The organism is Mycobacterium adipatum (assembly GCF_001644575.1).
Taxonomy (GTDB): domain Bacteria; phylum Actinomycetota; class Actinomycetes; order Mycobacteriales; family Mycobacteriaceae; genus Mycobacterium; species Mycobacterium adipatum.
In genome coordinates, this window is the sequence record NZ_CP015596.1 from 1,546,765 (window position 1) to 1,561,069 (window position 14,305).

14 protein-coding genes and 1 tRNA gene are annotated in these 14,305 nt (G+C 68.1%); 4 read left to right on the forward strand and 11 right to left on the reverse strand.

Annotated features, from left to right (window positions below; genetic code table 11):
• Window positions 1-2: 2 nt before the first annotated feature.
• From A7U43_RS07275 to A7U43_RS07305, 7 genes are all read right to left on the reverse strand, one after another.
• Window positions 3-1,979, reverse strand: coding sequence for a DUF4185 domain-containing protein (locus A7U43_RS07275; RefSeq protein ID WP_067992876.1), 1,977 nt, complete (start codon window positions 1,977-1,979; stop codon window positions 3-5).
• A 122-nt stretch (window positions 1,980-2,101) separates the two neighbouring features.
• Window positions 2,102-2,467, reverse strand: coding sequence for a hypothetical protein (locus A7U43_RS07280; RefSeq protein ID WP_067992879.1), 366 nt, complete (start codon window positions 2,465-2,467; stop codon window positions 2,102-2,104).
• Window positions 2,468-2,523: 56 nt separating this feature from the next.
• Window positions 2,524-3,540: a zinc-binding dehydrogenase gene (locus A7U43_RS07285; protein WP_067992882.1), complete on the reverse strand. Its 1,017-nt coding sequence runs from the start codon at window positions 3,538-3,540 to the stop codon at window positions 2,524-2,526.
• Window positions 3,516-5,102: a phosphonate ABC transporter, permease protein PhnE gene (phnE, locus tag A7U43_RS07290; protein ID WP_067992885.1), complete on the reverse strand. Its 1,587-nt coding sequence runs from the start codon at window positions 5,100-5,102 to the stop codon at window positions 3,516-3,518. The genes A7U43_RS07285 and phnE overlap by 25 nt, the downstream gene beginning before the upstream one ends.
• A complete protein-coding gene (phnC, locus tag A7U43_RS07295; protein ID WP_418287677.1) occupies window positions 5,099-5,917 on the reverse strand; it encodes a phosphonate ABC transporter ATP-binding protein in 819 nt (272 codons plus the stop codon). The genes phnE and phnC overlap by 4 nt, the downstream gene beginning before the upstream one ends.
• A 1-nt stretch (window position 5,918) precedes the next feature.
• Window positions 5,919-6,878, reverse strand: a complete 960-nt coding sequence (locus A7U43_RS07300) for a phosphate/phosphite/phosphonate ABC transporter substrate-binding protein (RefSeq protein WP_067992889.1) — start codon at window positions 6,876-6,878, stop codon at window positions 5,919-5,921.
• Window positions 6,875-7,570: a phosphonatase-like hydrolase gene (locus A7U43_RS07305; RefSeq protein WP_067992892.1), complete on the reverse strand. Its 696-nt coding sequence runs from the start codon at window positions 7,568-7,570 to the stop codon at window positions 6,875-6,877. Before A7U43_RS07305 ends, A7U43_RS07300 begins: the two co-directional genes overlap by 4 nt.
• A 93-nt stretch (window positions 7,571-7,663) precedes the next feature.
• Between A7U43_RS07305 and A7U43_RS07310 the strand changes: the two genes are divergently transcribed.
• Window positions 7,664-8,407, forward strand: a complete 744-nt coding sequence (locus tag A7U43_RS07310) for a GntR family transcriptional regulator (protein WP_082902038.1) — start codon at window positions 7,664-7,666, stop codon at window positions 8,405-8,407.
• Window positions 8,408-8,520: 113 nt separating this feature from the next.
• On the opposite strand, the gene A7U43_RS07315 is transcribed toward A7U43_RS07310, so the two are convergent.
• Window positions 8,521-8,595, reverse strand: a tRNA-Thr gene (locus A7U43_RS07315).
• 17 nt (window positions 8,596-8,612) lie between these two features.
• Complete coding sequence (locus A7U43_RS07320; protein WP_067992896.1) at window positions 8,613-9,644, reverse strand: hypothetical protein; 1,032 nt, start codon at window positions 9,642-9,644, stop codon at window positions 8,613-8,615.
• 92 nt (window positions 9,645-9,736) lie between these two features.
• Here A7U43_RS07320 and A7U43_RS07325 point away from each other — a divergent pair, with 92 nt between their 5' ends.
• Window positions 9,737-10,465 carry a response regulator transcription factor gene (locus tag A7U43_RS07325; RefSeq protein ID WP_067992898.1) on the forward strand — a complete coding sequence of 243 codons (729 nt, stop codon included), beginning with the start codon at window positions 9,737-9,739 and terminating at the stop codon, window positions 10,463-10,465.
• 9 nt (window positions 10,466-10,474) lie between these two features.
• A complete protein-coding gene (locus A7U43_RS07330) occupies window positions 10,475-11,965 on the forward strand; it encodes a sensor histidine kinase (protein WP_082902039.1) in 1,491 nt (496 codons plus the stop codon).
• Here the strand turns inward: A7U43_RS07330 and A7U43_RS07335 are convergent.
• On the reverse strand, window positions 11,953-12,357 hold the full coding sequence (locus tag A7U43_RS07335) for an HIT family protein (RefSeq protein ID WP_068002114.1): 405 nt from the start codon (window positions 12,355-12,357) through the stop codon (window positions 11,953-11,955). The genes A7U43_RS07330 and A7U43_RS07335 overlap by 13 nt on opposite strands.
• 141 nt (window positions 12,358-12,498) lie before the next feature.
• On the opposite strand from A7U43_RS07335, the gene A7U43_RS07340 reads away from it, so the two are divergent.
• Window positions 12,499-13,467, forward strand: coding sequence for an acyl-ACP desaturase (locus tag A7U43_RS07340; RefSeq protein WP_067992907.1), 969 nt, complete (start codon window positions 12,499-12,501; stop codon window positions 13,465-13,467).
• On the opposite strand, the gene A7U43_RS07345 is transcribed toward A7U43_RS07340, so the two are convergent.
• Window positions 13,460-14,302, reverse strand: coding sequence for an SDR family NAD(P)-dependent oxidoreductase (locus tag A7U43_RS07345; protein WP_067992909.1), 843 nt, complete (start codon window positions 14,300-14,302; stop codon window positions 13,460-13,462). The genes A7U43_RS07340 and A7U43_RS07345 overlap by 8 nt on opposite strands.
• Window positions 14,303-14,305: the final 3 nt, after the last annotated feature.

Sequence of the window (14,305 nt, forward strand, 5' to 3'; positions counted from 1 at the left end):
GCCTACAACTTGGTGAGGTCGGTCTTGACCAGCCACACGTTGTAGTCGTTCCAGACCGACAGGTTGAAGTACAGGTCGGTTCCGGTGCCCAGGGTGGACGGCGACCACGGGTGCATCATCGGGGCATAGATGCCGCCGCCCTGCTGGCCCATCACGACGGTCGGACCCGACCAGGCGCCCTCGGGCGTGTCCGACGTGCGCAGGATGATGTTGTTGTACTGGTCGGCGTGCATCGCGACGTACTTGCCGAGGGTCTTGTTGTACTGCACCGACATCTCGCTGACCTGGTTACCCGGCTTGCCGACGCCGCACGCGCCGCTCTCCTTACCGAAGATGGGCGAGGCCTTCGCCGGATCGTTGCGGTACCAGCCGGCCTTGTAGGCCCCGATCCCGAACAGTCCGCCCTTGCTGCCCTTGCTGTAGTACTCGTACTTGGTGACATTGAGGATGTCGGCCTCGGCGACCCGCGAGATATAGGCCTGGCCCTGCCGTCCGTTCGCAGTCCCGTAGGAGTAGACGAAGCCGTCGCCAGGGCGGACGAGGGCGGCCTGCTGGAATTTGGCGTTGCCGCCGAAATTGTTGCGGACACTGCTGGGCGCGATGTACCAGTTCTCGCCGTTGTCCTCGGAATAGGCGATCGCCGAGTAGTTCGTCGACCACGACCCGGCGGCACCCCACTGCTTGACCGACATGAAGCTGAGGTACTGGGTGGCGCCGAACTGGGTGCCCGGGGTGGGTACCGAGATGCCCGCGGTGGGGATCAGGGTCACCCCGGTCGGTAGGCCGCGAGGCAGTCGCTCCGGCAGGATGATCTGACGCGCGTAGTGCTCTTCCCACAGCGGCGATCCGCCGAACATGTTGCCGTTGAGCCACTGACCGTCCGGCACGGCCATCCCGTTCGACAGATCCCGGTCCGGACTACGGAACAGGGTGTTGAGTCGCCAGGTGCCGGTCATGTTCGGGCCGCCGAACGTGTCACCGAAAGCGATCAGCACCTGGTTCTCGTTGATCGGGGTGGCCGGATCATCGGGAATTCCGTTGTCCCACATGGTCCCGACATCGGTGCCCCAAATGCCGTACCGGTTGAAAGTGTCGTTGGGCGCCCAGTTTCCGGTCACCCAGTCCACGAAACTGGTCGACGGACTGAACTGGTATCCCGGCCGGGGGAAGGACGGACGAGGATTGGCGGCGGCGGCGAGCGCAAGAGAGGTGTTGTCGGTGCCGACGCCTGCGGTGGCGGCGGCACTCGACGGGTCCATCCGGTTGAGCAGGTTGTCGACCTCGCGGCGGGCGAACGCCAGCAGTGTCCAAGCCAGCGTCGGAGCAGCCGGCGACCCGGGCACCGCCCCCGCCGCCCAGTCGAGCACCTTGGCGACCACCTTGACGACCGGGGTCAGTGGATGCGGCGGGGCTGCCGTGATCGGTGCGACGCGTTGTTGGGCCTGCGACACGGTCGAGGACGCCAGCGCCAGTGGTGACGCGAACACCGCGACCTTGTCGGGTGTCGCGAGGGTGTCCGCGGGATCGGCGGCTCGGACCGGCTCGGTGCTGAGCGGGGAGGTGGTGGTGGCCGCGGCGGGTTCGGAGTCGTGCGCCGGTGCAGTGATCGCCGCCGCTGCGGGTCTGCCGGCCTTGCGGGCGGTCGCCGGCTTGTTCCCGGCGGTGCGCAGCGTGGGCCGTGGCTTCTTGACGACCTGCTCGCCGGGGTCGTCCGCATCCCCGGTCTCGGACTTCGTGGCGGAATCGGCTGCGGGCTTGTCCGCGGTGTCCGTACCGGTGGCGGAGCCGCCGGTGGAATCGGTGCCTGCCGAGCTGGTGGTCGAATCGTTAGCTGTGGACCCGGTCGACGAGTCGCCGGTGCCGGCCGCGGCGATACCGTGTCCGGTGGCGATCGCGGTGCCGACCCCGAGCGCGACGGCCAAGCCGCCGACCCGGCCGACCGCCAGCCCGCCCCGCCCAAAGTAAGCCGATGAGCCCATGAAGGTGCCTCCGTGCTGTCCGCCCCCGGCCCAACAAGTACTGCTAATACAACCTCAGTCCCGCCGATAGTGGAAGAGGCAAATACACCATGGGCAACTGCTGTTGCAGCTGAACTGGGCTTTCAGTCGATCAGACCGGCTTCGCGCAGGGCCTCGGTGTACAGGTCGGTGGCCTCGTCGATACCGTCTCCCACCCAGGCGTCCACGATGGCGACCCGGTCGGCGACGATCTGCACCCGGTTCACCCAGCGTTCGAAGTCGGGGTCCCGACGCAGCTGGTCGATCTGCTCGGTGCTGCCCTGCACCAGGAAGAAACCACCGAGTTCGCTGGTCTGTGGGCGCAGGATGACCACGTCGTAGCGCTCGATGCGCCCGTTGCCGGTCAGTTCGCCCAGGAAGTCCCGTGATTTCTTCAGCGTCTCCAGGGCCTGCGGTTCCCGGCCCTGCGTCGGCAGCCCCCATGCGATCCAGAATCCGGCTTCGGACACGCCTACCTCTTCCCGCTCTTGCCGTCGCTTCGCCCGCCCCAAAACCTACACAGGCCTCACGGCGCCACCGCGGTACGCAGCATCCGTGTCGGGGGCGGCCGCAGCGCGGACGCCAGGTCCGCCAGCGGAACCGGGTCGTCGACCAGCTGATGCCAGGGCCACCGGTGCAGGGTGCGGTCCAAGAAGACCACCGCCTCGCGCAGGTGTCGCGGTTCGTAATTGTGCACGCCCGTGATGGTCAGCCAGCGCCGCACGATCTGTTCGGGATCCACCGCCAGCGTGGGCGACGGCGCGACCGATCCGGCGATCACCAGGATGCCGCCGACGTCCAGCCGGGCCAGTGCCGCGCTCACCGCAGCGGTCGATCCGGTGAAGTCGATGGCCACGTCCACCGGGCCGTCGTCACCGGGCCGCGCCCCGAACTCGGTGGCCAGCGCCATCCGATCCGGATGGTGGTCGATCACCTGGACCGCGGCGCCGGCGTCCAGGCATGCCGCGGTCGCGGTGAGTCCGAGCATCCCCGCGCCACCGATCAACACCCGCCGGCCGATCAGCGGGCCGGCCGCCTGCACGGTCGCCATCACCGTGGCGGTGGCGCACGCGGCCGGGGCCGCGACAGCGTCGGGCATCCGGGCGGGGACCGCCGCGACGGTGGTGCCGCGCGGCAGCACGATGTGTTCGGCATAGGCGCCCGACAGCGGCCAATCCCCGTCGAACGGTTCGTGGCCGGTCTTGCGGACGGCGGTGCACTTCGCGGATCGTCCCGACCGGCAGCGCGCACATGCGCCGCAGCTCACGGTCACCGACCAGACGATGCGCTGACCGGGCTCGGCCGGCGAACCCGGACCGGCGGCGATGACGTCACCGACGGCTTCATGCCCCAGAACCGAGGGGCACGGCGCCGGCCGGCGTCCGCTCACGGTGTGCAGGTCGCTACCGCAGACGGTGGCCAATCGGACCCGGACCAGAGTTTCGCCCGGGCCCAGGCGGGGGACCGGTACCCGCTGCAGCGAGGTCCCGGAGCCGCCCTGCCATATCGCGGCGGTGGTCACACCAGGCGGGACCGGATCCATCCGGACAACCTCTCGATCGAATACACGATGACGAAAATGACGATCACGATCGCGCCGGCGATATCGAAATTCAGCGTCCGGATCGACTCGAACAGCAGGAACCCGACCCCGCCCGCGCCCACGATGCCCAGCACCGTGGAGGTTCGGACGTTGACGTCGAACAGGTAGAGGCTGGAGCCCACCAGCGCGGGCATGGCCTGCGGTATCACCGCGGCGAACAACGTCTTCCACCAACCGCCGCCCACCGCCCGGACCGCCTCCATCGGCCCGGGATCGATCTCTTCCACCGCGTCGGCGACCAACTTGGCCAGGAAGCCGACCGATCCGATCGCCAGCGCGCAGGTGCCCGCGATGGGACCCAACCCGAGTGCCGCCACGAACACCACGGCAAGGATCAACTCGGGCACCGCGCGCACGGCCAGGATCCAGCCGCGCGCCAGCCAGTACACCGCCGGGCCGGGGGAGACGTTGCGGGCGGCCAGGATTCCCACCGGGATGGACAGAACCACCCCGATCGCGGTGGAGACCACGCCGATCGCCACGGTCTGTGCGGCGGCCTCGAACAGGTCCCAGCCCAGTGCGCCGAAGTTGGGTGGGACCATCCGGGTGAACACCTGCGCCGACGGGATCATCCAGGTCACCAGCGACAGCGGATTGATCCGCAGCATGACGAACGAGGCGATCACGGTGCCGACGAGCAGGCCGGAGAAGGCGAACCGCATGACCCGCTCGCGCCGTGGATCGGAATGCCCTGGCGCCAACAGCATCCGCCGGATCACGATGGACAACAGTTCCATCGCGGTGATGATCACCAGGATGACGCAGACGATACCGAGCGCCCGGGGATAGATCAGGCCGCGCAGGGCGTCCTGCAGCGCGAAGCCGATGCCGCCGGCCCCGACGAAGCCCAGCACCACCGACATCCGCAGGTTGATGTCGATGCGGTAGACGAACGTCCCGATCCAGGACGGGATGACTTGGGGTACCACGGCATTGAGCATCTCGCGCAGATATCCGGCGCCGGTGCTGCGAACCGCCTCACGGGGCCCGGGATCGGTCTGTTCGATGGCGTCGGCGAACAGTTTGGCGAGCATGCCGATCGAGTGCAACGCCAGCGCGAGGATGCCGGGCAGCACCCCGATGCCGAGCGCCCGCACGAACAGCACCGCGAACAGGAGATCGGGCATCGCCCGGCAGAATGTGATGATCGCCCGGGCCGCGGCGTGCACGACGGGGTGCGGGGTGGTGTTGCGGGCGGCCAAGAATGCCAGCGGGATCGAGACGACGGCGGCCAGCACCGTCCCCAGGACCGCCATCAACAGGGTTTCGACCGCGAGCACCCCGATGCGGCCGGGGTCATCCAGGCGCGGTGGCAGCATGCGCTCCAGTAGACGCACGACATCACCCAAACCGTCGATGAACGCGGACGGGAAGAAGTCGATCGACCACGCCGACACCACGGTGGCGGCCAGCGCCACCACGGTGAGGTAGTGCAATGCGCTTGGCAGCGAGCGCTTCTGGTGTGTCGGCGCGGCTGGCGGTGCGACCGGCGCCGCGGTCACGAGCGTTGCTTTGCCGCGGCGTCGCCGGCCGGCTCGACCCGCTGGTAGATCGCCATCACCTCATCGCGGGTCAGGCCGACGGCCGGCCGGTCGAGAACTTTCCGGCCATTGCGCAGGCCTACCAGCCGATGCGCCCAGCCCAGTGCGAGGTCGACCTGATGCAGGGTGCACACCACGGTCAGCTTCTCCTCGACACAGATCTGGAACAACAGATCCATGACCACGCCGGCGTTCTCGGGATCGAGCGAGGCGACCGGCTCATCGGCCAGCAACAGCGCCGGACGCTGCATCAGCGTCCGGGCGATCGCCACCCGCTGTTGCTGTCCTCCGGACAGGGTGTCGGCACGGCGTTCGGCGAGGTCGGCCAGACCCACCCGGTCGAGATGGGACAGCGCGGCCATCCGCATGTGCCTCGGGTACGTCAGCGCGCCGTAGCGCGGGAACCTGAGCTGCCCGAGCCCGCCGATGAGGACATTCTCCAGACAACTGAGCCGCCCCACGAGATTGAAATGCTGGAACACGAACCCCACCCGGGTGCGCAGCGCCCGCAGCTGCGCAGGCGAGGCCTCCTCGACCCGGGTGCCGCCCACGTCGACGTGGCCGGAGCTGACCGCGTGCAGTCCGTTGAGGCAGCGCAGCAGCGTGGACTTGCCCGACCCGGACAGCCCGAGCAGGACCAGCAGCTCACTGCGCCGCACCTCGAGCGAGACGTTGTCCAACGCGAGGGTGTCACCGAATCGTTTGGTGACGTCGCGGGCGACGACGACCAGGTCGTCGCCCGCGACGGGATGGCCGGGACCGGCCGGGAGCGACACCTCAGCCCTTGCACTTCTCGGAGCCGGTGACATCGCAGACATGCCGCACACCGTCGTAGTCGGCGTCGGTGGCCGGCACGACACCCCAGGCCCGTTCGTCGGTGATCCGGCAGGCGTCGCCCTCGCAGAAGCCGGCGGCCTGCAGACTCTCGACGTTGGCCTTCTCGGTGAAGATGCTGGTGAGTTTGTCGATGGCCTCGGCGCCCAGTGAGTCGTTGGCGGCGAACACCGAGCCGGCGATCATCTCCGACTTCCACACCGTCTTGAGCTGGCCGGGCTGCAGATCGCCCTTCTCGATCATGGTCTGGTCGACCATGGTGTCGAAGGCGAATCCGGCATCGCAGTCGCCGTTGGCGATGGACAGTGCCGACGAGTCGTGCCCGCCGGCGAAGACCGGAGACATGGCGGCGGACACATCGGCCTCCGACCCCGACTTGATGACACCCTCCTCGATGAGGCCGGCGGTCGGGTAGAGGAAGCCCGAGGTCGAACCGGGATCGACGAAGCAGACCTTCTTGCCGGCAAAGTCCTTGAGACCGTTGATATCCGCGACGTCGGAGCGGGTCAGTCCGTAGGACTGATATCCCGGTTGCTCACCCTGCTCGCCGATGACGGCGCCGAGTGGCGTGATCTTGGCGCCGTTGATCTTCGCGACCACATAGGCGAACGGTCCGAAGAAGGCGAGGTCGACGTTGTCGGCGATCATGCCCTCGACCACACCGGCATAATCCGAGGCCTGGACGAACTCGACGCTGGACCCGGTCTCCTTCTCCAGCAGTTTGATCAACGGTTCGTAACTGGCCTTGAGATCCGAGGAATTCTCGGCGGGAATGGCCGCCAGGGTGATGGTGTCCGGGAAGCCCTGAGCGTTGGCCGTGTCGGAGCCGGTATCACTGCTCGAACAACCGGCGGCCAGCACGGCGGCCGCTGCGGCCGCGAGGGCGGTCTTGCGAATGGTCATGCGGGGTCAGCCTTTCGGGGTTGGGAGAGAATCAGTTCGGCGAAATCTGCGACCGAGGCCACCACGTGGGTGGCGCCGGCGGCGGTCAGGGTGTCGGCATCGTGCGCGCCGGTCAGGGTGCCCGCGACGATCGAGGCCCCGGCGCGTAGGCCGGACCGGATGTCGCTGGAGGTGTCGCCGAGTACGGCGACCTTGGCGACGTCATCGATCCCGCTGTGCAACAAGGCATTCAGGATCAGGTCTGGGAAGGGTCGTCCGCGCCCGTACTCGCCGGGGGCGAGCACCAGATCGGCGATATCGGCCCAGTCGAGCGCGTCGAGGATGCGCCGCTGGGTCGTTGCGCTGAAGCCGGTGGTGAGTGCGACCTTGACGCCGGCCTCGCGCATTCCGGTGATCGCCTTGGCGGCGCCGGGAACTTCGGCGATCCCGGTGTCGATGCTGTCGGCGTAGACCTGTTCGAAGGTCGCGTTGGCGTGCCGGGCGCGGTCCTCGGTGCCGAAGAGGTGGCGGAAGACCTCGATCTTGGACTGCCCCATCGTGTCGCGGACGTAGGTACGGGCGGCGTCGCGCGCCTGGCCGGATTCCGGGAGTCCGGCCGCGGTGGCCGCCTCGTCGAAGGCGCGCAGCACCAGTCCGTCGTCGGTCACGGTGGTGCCCGCCATGTCCAGCACGGCGAGTTCGATCGATGGCATGCGGACACCCTGACAGCTGGTCTATACCAAGCCGTGTATCCCGCTGGAACGAGCGGTGAACAACACGAGACGTATTGGTCTAGACCATGGTCTATGCCAGCGTTTGCTACGGTCAGCAGGGTGATGAGCGGCGCGCAGCCACGGGTGCTCAAGCACCAGGTGGTGCGTGAACAGCTGGATCGAATGCTGGACGGACTGCAGGTCGGGGACCCGTTCCCGGCCGAACGTGAGATCGCCGACATGTTCGATGTGGCCCGCGAGACGGTGCGCCAAGCCGTGCGCGAGCTGCTGCTCGCCGGCCGCGTCGAGCGGCGCGGGCGTACCACGGTGGTAGCTGCCCCGAAGCTGTTGCAGCCGCTGGGCATGGGGTCCTACACCGAGGCGGCCCGGGCCGAGGGGCACAGCGTCGACCGCTTCCTGGTGGGCTGGACACGGTTGGATGCCGACGCCGTCCTCGCCGCGACCCTGCAGGTGCCGGCCGGGGCTGCGGTCATCCAGCTCGAGCGGGTCTTCACCACCGACGGGGTGCGGGTGGGCCTGGAAACCTCGAAGCTCCCGGCCGACCGCTACCCGGGTCTGCCGGAGAACTTCGACTACCGGACCTCGCTGTACGCCGAGATCCGCAGCAGGGGAATCGTATTCGCCCGCACCGTGGACACCATCGAGACCGCGCTGCCGGATGCGCGCGAGTCGGCGTTGTTGACCGTCGATGCGCGCACCCCGATGTTCCTGCTCAACCGGGTGTCCTATGACCAGCACGGCGTACCCATCGAGCAGCGGCGCTCGCTCTACCGGGGCGACCGGATGACGTTCACCATCACCATGGAGGACCGCTAGAACGACGTGCCGACGCTCTGACGCCGAGTGTGGGGGTTGTCGGCGCTGTCGGGGGTGTTCGTCGCCGAGTTCCCACACAGTCGGCGTGGGCCGGCGCAGCTGCTGGATTGTTGTGGAGCCCCCGGTCGGGATTGAACCGACGGCCTACGCTTTACAAGAGCGCCGCTCTACCACTGAGCTACGGAGGCATGGAACGCGCTACAGCTTAGCGCTCCTCGTCGATGATCCGTTCGGAGACCACCGCCCGCGGTCCGGTGCTGCTGCGCCGGCTGCGCTGACGCGGTAGCGGAATGCGCCCAGCGATATTGGACAGCGGATTGACCACCTGGGACAGCGTGATGACGGCCTCGTGCAGGGCGTCGATCGTCGGGGCCAGCGCCTCAAGTCCGGGCGCCAACCGGTTCAGGGTGTCGGCCACATCGGCGAGTTTGAGCAGCGGGCCGTCCGGATCGGTGAGGGTGTCCAGCAGACCGCCCTCGGACAGCAGGGTGTCGGCGACCCCGTCCTCGCGGAGAATCCGCTCGACCAGACCGTCATCGGCGAGCAGTCGGTCGGCCAGCCCGCCCGGCGCGATCACCCGGGACAACGCACCGCTATCGGTGGTCAGCCGGTCGATCAGGCCGCCCTCGGCGGTGATCTGATCGACGAGCCCGCCCTTGGCCAGTGCACGGCCGATGGGCCCGGTCTCTGACAACAGCTGATCGGCCACTCCGTCCTCGCGCAGCGCGCGCTCCACCACACCTTCCTCGGCGAGTAACCGGTCGGCCAGGCCGCCGGGCGCGATGACTCGTGTCACCACCCCGTTGTCGGCGGTCAACCGGTCCACCAGGCCGCCCTCGGCGGTGACCTGGTCGATCAGCCCGTCCTTGGCCAGCGCGCGCGCCACCGGCCCGGTCTCGGAGTTGAGCCGGTCCAGCAGTCCACCGGGTGCGGTCAACTGATCGACGAGCCCGCCCGGTCGCAGCAATTGGTTCAGCGGGCCCTCCGGGGCCAAGGCACGACCCAGCGGGGCGTCGTCATCCATCAGCCTCGCGAGCCGGTTCGCGCGGTCGACCGCGTCATCGATACCCAGCATCGAGGCGAACGAGGTCGAGCTGCTCGCCGGGTTGGGATCGTTGAGTGAGCGCTGGACGACTTTGAGCGTTCCACCTGCGATGTTGAGGCCCAGGTCGGCCACGGCCAGACCGACCCGCACGGGCGCGGTGGCAAACTGCACAACGGTGTTGGCCAGGTTCATCACGTCAGTCTAGGGCGGCGCCCAATCGCATTCTCAGCAACTTCACAACCAGTACGCAGCTTCACCTCAAGTCCGAGGAGGACGGTGGTGTCATGGCCATGGCTGCAATTTCGGAATCGACGGACAGCATTCCCGAGGCGCGGGTGCTCGTCGTCGACGACGAGACCAATATCGTCGAGCTGCTCTCGGTGAGCCTGAAGTTCCAGGGTTTCGAGGTGCACACCGCCTCCAGCGGCACCGATGCGTTGGACAAGGCCCGCGAGATCCGTCCCGACGCGGTGATCCTGGACGTCATGATGCCCGGTATGGACGGCTTCGGGGTGCTGCGCCGGATGCGCGCTGACGGTATCGACGCCCCGGCCCTGTTCCTCACCGCCCGGGACAACCTGCAGGACAAGATCACCGGCCTGACCCTCGGCGGCGATGATTACGTGACCAAGCCGTTCAGCCTCGAGGAGGTGGTGGCCCGGCTGCGGGTCATCCTGCGTCGCGTCGGCCGCGGTGTCGAGGAGCCCCGCAACGCGCGGCTCACCTTCGCCGACATCGAGCTCGACGAGGAGACCCACGAGGTGTGGAAGGCCGGTGAGCCCGTCTCGCTGTCGCCGACCGAGTTCACCCTGCTTCGTTATTTCGTCATCAACGCCGGCACCGTGCTGAGCAAGCCGAAGATCCTCGACCACGTGTGGCGGTACGACTTCGGCGGCGACGTCAACGTCGTGGAGTCCTATGTGTCCTATCTGCGCCGCAAGATCGACACCGGCGACAAGCGCCTGCTGCACACGCTGCGAGGCGTGGGCTACGTGCTGCGTGAACCGCGCTAGTCGCGGGGGATGAGTACGGGGCATCCGGGCGAGCGAAGCGACGGGGAGAACCGGCCCGGCGAGCGAAGCGACGGGGGAACATTGGGGCGCGGGGTGCCGCTGCGGGTGGGGCTGGTGGCGGCCACCCTGGTACTGGTCGGTCTGGGTCTGCTCGCTTCCGGCGTGGCGGTCACCTCGCTGATGCGCCATACCGAGATCCAGCGCCTCGACCAGACCCTGCTGGAAGCGTCGGGCGGCTGGGCCAGAGCGCCGATGATGACGCCGACCACCATGCCCGAGCCGAGCCCGGCCTACCCGCCGTCGACCTTCTATGTCCGTGGCACCGACGCCGACGGCAGCGTCCGGTTGGCCGTGAAGAGCGGTGCCACCGATCCGGCGTTGCCGGCCAACAACGATGTCGGCCCGAACCCGGTGACGGTGGGCTCCGAGGGTACGTCCGGGATCGAATGGCGGGCGGTCACCGTCCGTGGGCCGGAGGGGGAGCTCACCACCGTCGCGATCGATCTCACCGAGGTCGAATCGACCATGCGCGCCTTGATCTGGTCCCAGTTCGCCATCGGCGCGGCCGTGCTGCTGGTTCTCGGGGTGGTCGGCTACGCGGTGGTGCGCCGTAGTCTGCGACCCCTGGCCGAAGTGGAGCAGACCGCCGCAGCGATTGCGGCCGGTGAGCTGGATCGTCGTGTCCCGCAACGTGATCCCCGTACCGAGGTGGGAAGGCTCTCGTTGGCGCTGAACGGGATGCTTGCGCAGATCCAACGCGCCATGGCGTCCTCGGCCCAGTCGGCGGAGATGGCGCGCGAGTCCGAGGAACGGATGCGCCGTTTCGTCGGTGATGCCGGCCATGACCTGCGTACCCCGTTGACCACCATCCGTGGTTACGCCGAGCTCTACCGCCAGGGCGCGGCCCGCGACACCGACATGCTGATGGGGCGCATCGAGAGTGAGGCCGGCCGAATGGGGCTGCTGGTCGAGGACCTGCTGCTGCTGGCCCGCCTCGACGAACAGCGACCGCTGGATCAGCGCCGGGTGGACCTGCTGGCGCTGGCCAGCGACGCGGTGCACGATGCGCAGACGGTGGCGCCGGAGCGCAGGATCCGGATGGAGGTCTTCGACGGCCCGGGCACACCCGAGGTGCTGGGGGACGAGGCGCGACTGCGCCAGGTGTTCAGCAACCTGATGTCCAACGCCGTGCAGCACACCCCGCCGTCGGCGGGTATCACCGTGCGCGTGGGCACCGATGAGGACAACGCGGTGCTGGAGGTGTGTGATGAGGGTCCCGGCATGAATGCCGAAGACGCGCAGCGGGTTTTCGAGCGTTTCTACCGCGCGGATTCGTCACGGACCCGCGCCAGTGGCGGGTTCGGGCTGGGCCTGTCGATCGTCGACTCGCTGGTCGACGCACATGGCGGTGCGGTATCGGTGGACACCGCGCCGGGGCGTGGCTGCCGGTTCCGGGTCAGTCTGCCCAGAATCGTCGATCTGGCCGCTCAGCCCAACTGAGCCAGCGCGGCCTTGATCTTGGCCTGGGCCTCGTCCAGGGACTCCGGTGACGGGTTGCGGTCGACGGAGGCGAAGCCGAAATCGCTGAGGTTGCGGGCCGGGAACACGTGCACGTGCAGGTGCGGCACCTCCAGTCCGGCGATGATCACCCCGGCACGTTCGGTGTCGAACGCCGCGCACACGGCCTTGCCGATCCGCTGCGACACCGCCATCACCCGGCCGAACAGCCCCGGGTCGATGTCCTGCCAGTTGTCCACCTCGGCGCGGGGAACCACCAGGGTGTGGCCCTGTGTCATCGGTTCGATGGTCAGGAACGCCACGATCTCGTCGTCCTCGTAGACGAATCGGCCGGGGATATCGCCGTTGATGATCATGCTGAAGACGGTCGCCATGGCGTCGAGCATAGGCGGGGCCGACACCACGCCCAGCACAGCCGATACCAATTGCGCAGCGATCGACGTGTCGTAGTCCAATATGCGATCCGTCCCGGCACACTGATGGCCGCCGGGGGGTGATTGGAAGGGATCTACCCCATGCAACGCCCCCTCTCGGACGCCGCGATCCTGCACGAACTGGAGCCGATTGCGGCGGAGAACGTGAATCGGCACCTGGGCAGCACCAAGGATTGGTACCCACACGACTATGTGCCCTGGGGTGAGGGACAGAATTTCGCGGCGGCCGGCGGCACGGACTGGACGGTCGAGCAGTCCCGGCTGGGCGAGGTCGCGCGCGCGGCCATGGTCACGAATCTGCTCACCGAGGACAATCTGCCGTCCTACCACCGGGAGGCGGCGGGGAGCTTCTCCGGCGATGGCGCCTGGGGCACCTGGGTGAACCGATGGACGGCCGAGGAGAATCGGCACGGTATCGCTCTTCGTGACTATCTCGTGGTCACCCGCGCGGTTGACGTCATCGCGCTGGAACGGGCCCGGATGGAACACGTCACCAACGGTTTTGCTGCTACCGATGAGGAACGGGCCAAACACGATTCGGAGTTCCTGATGTCGATCTCCTATGTCACCTTTCAGGAGCTGGCGACCCGGGTCAGTCACCGCAATACCGGCAGGGTCTGCGATGACCCCACCGCCGACCGACTGCTCCAGCGGATCGCCGCCGACGAGAACCTCCACATGATCTTCTACCGCAACATCTGCGGTGCGGCCCTGGACCTCTCGCCCGACCAGGCGCTCGAGGCGGTGGCCGCGGTGGTGGAGAACTTCCGGATGCCAGGCCAGGGCATGCCGGATTTCCGGCGCAACGGAGTTCTGATGGCCAAGCACGGTATCTACGATCTGCGCCAGCACCTCGACGAGGTGGTGTTGCCGGTGCTGCGCAAGTGGCGGATTTTCGAGCGTACCGACTTCGGGCCGTCGGGCGAGGCGCGCCGCGAAAAGCTGGCCGCGTTCCTGGAGGACATGGGCGGTAAGGTCGTGCGCTTCGAGGAACAGCGCGACCGGCTGCTGGCCCGCGAGGCATCGAGACGAGAAGCGCGGGCTAGCTGATCAGGGCATCCACTTCCTCGACGGTGTACGGGCCGCAGTCATGGTGATCCCGATAGCCGATGAAACCCGGTGCGGGGCGAGCGAACTCGCCGATGAATCCGCCGGCGGCGATGAAGATCCGACCGGTGACACCGGCGGCCAGGTCGCTGGCCAGGTACGCGTAGGTGGGCGCGACGTATTCCGGCGGGCCGGCGTCCAGGGCACCCTGCAGGCTGACATCGTCGAGCAACCCGCGCCGGTTCAGGTCGGTGATGTGCTGTTCGTAGTCGGCGCCGGTCGAGAGCCGGGTCTTCGCGCCCGGGCAGACGACGTTGGCCCGCACGTTGTGGGCCTTCAGTTCGGCCGCTATGGCCAGCGTCAGGCCGTTGACGCCACCCTTGCCCGCGGGGTACCCGGTGCCCCCGTAGTCACCGAGATAGGCGAACGAGCTGGTGTTGACGATCGCCCCGCCGCCTTGGGCCACCATGTGCGGCGCTGCGGCTCTGGCGATCTCGAATGCGGTGCCCAGATGCGCGTCGAGCAGCTCACGAAACTGGCCGCTGGTGACGTTCAGGATCGACGAGCCCGTGGGTTCCGCGGCGCCCGCGCAATTGATCAGGACGTCGATGCGGCCGAACTCCGCGATGCAGGCGTCGATCAAGCCGTCGGCGACATGCGGATCTGCGGGGGAGCCGGGAAAACCGATACCCGAAACACGCTGTGCGGCTTCGGAGACCGCGTCCGGGTCGCGGCCGTTGACCACCACCCGGGCGCCGAGGGCGGCGAGCAGTTCGGCGACGGAGAGCCCGATCCCGCGGGTGCCGCCGACCACGACAGCGGCGCGGCCGGCGAGCACTGC

Excerpts from the sequence above, each read along its gene's own strand:
- A7U43_RS07275 (WP_067992876.1), bottom strand. The coding sequence starts at position 1,979 with ATGGGCTCATCGGCTTACTTTGGGCGGGGCGGGCTGGCGGTCGGCCGG.
- A7U43_RS07285 (WP_067992882.1), bottom strand. The coding sequence starts at position 3,540 with ATGGATCCGGTCCCGCCTGGTGTGACCACCGCCGCGATATGGCAGGGC.
- A7U43_RS07300 (WP_067992889.1), bottom strand. The coding sequence starts at position 6,878 with ATGACCATTCGCAAGACCGCCCTCGCGGCCGCAGCGGCCGCCGTGCTG.
- A7U43_RS07305 (WP_067992892.1), bottom strand. The coding sequence starts at position 7,570 with ATGCCATCGATCGAACTCGCCGTGCTGGACATGGCGGGCACCACCGTG.
- A7U43_RS07310 (WP_082902038.1), top strand. The coding sequence starts at position 7,664 with ATGCCAGCGTTTGCTACGGTCAGCAGGGTGATGAGCGGCGCGCAGCCA.
- A7U43_RS07320 (WP_067992896.1), bottom strand. The coding sequence starts at position 9,644 with ATGAACCTGGCCAACACCGTTGTGCAGTTTGCCACCGCGCCCGTGCGG.
- A7U43_RS07325 (WP_067992898.1), top strand. The coding sequence starts at position 9,737 with ATGGCCATGGCTGCAATTTCGGAATCGACGGACAGCATTCCCGAGGCG.
- A7U43_RS07330 (WP_082902039.1), top strand. The coding sequence starts at position 10,475 with ATGAGTACGGGGCATCCGGGCGAGCGAAGCGACGGGGAGAACCGGCCC.
- A7U43_RS07335 (WP_068002114.1), bottom strand. The coding sequence starts at position 12,357 with ATGGCGACCGTCTTCAGCATGATCATCAACGGCGATATCCCCGGCCGA.
- A7U43_RS07340 (WP_067992907.1), top strand. The coding sequence starts at position 12,499 with ATGCAACGCCCCCTCTCGGACGCCGCGATCCTGCACGAACTGGAGCCG.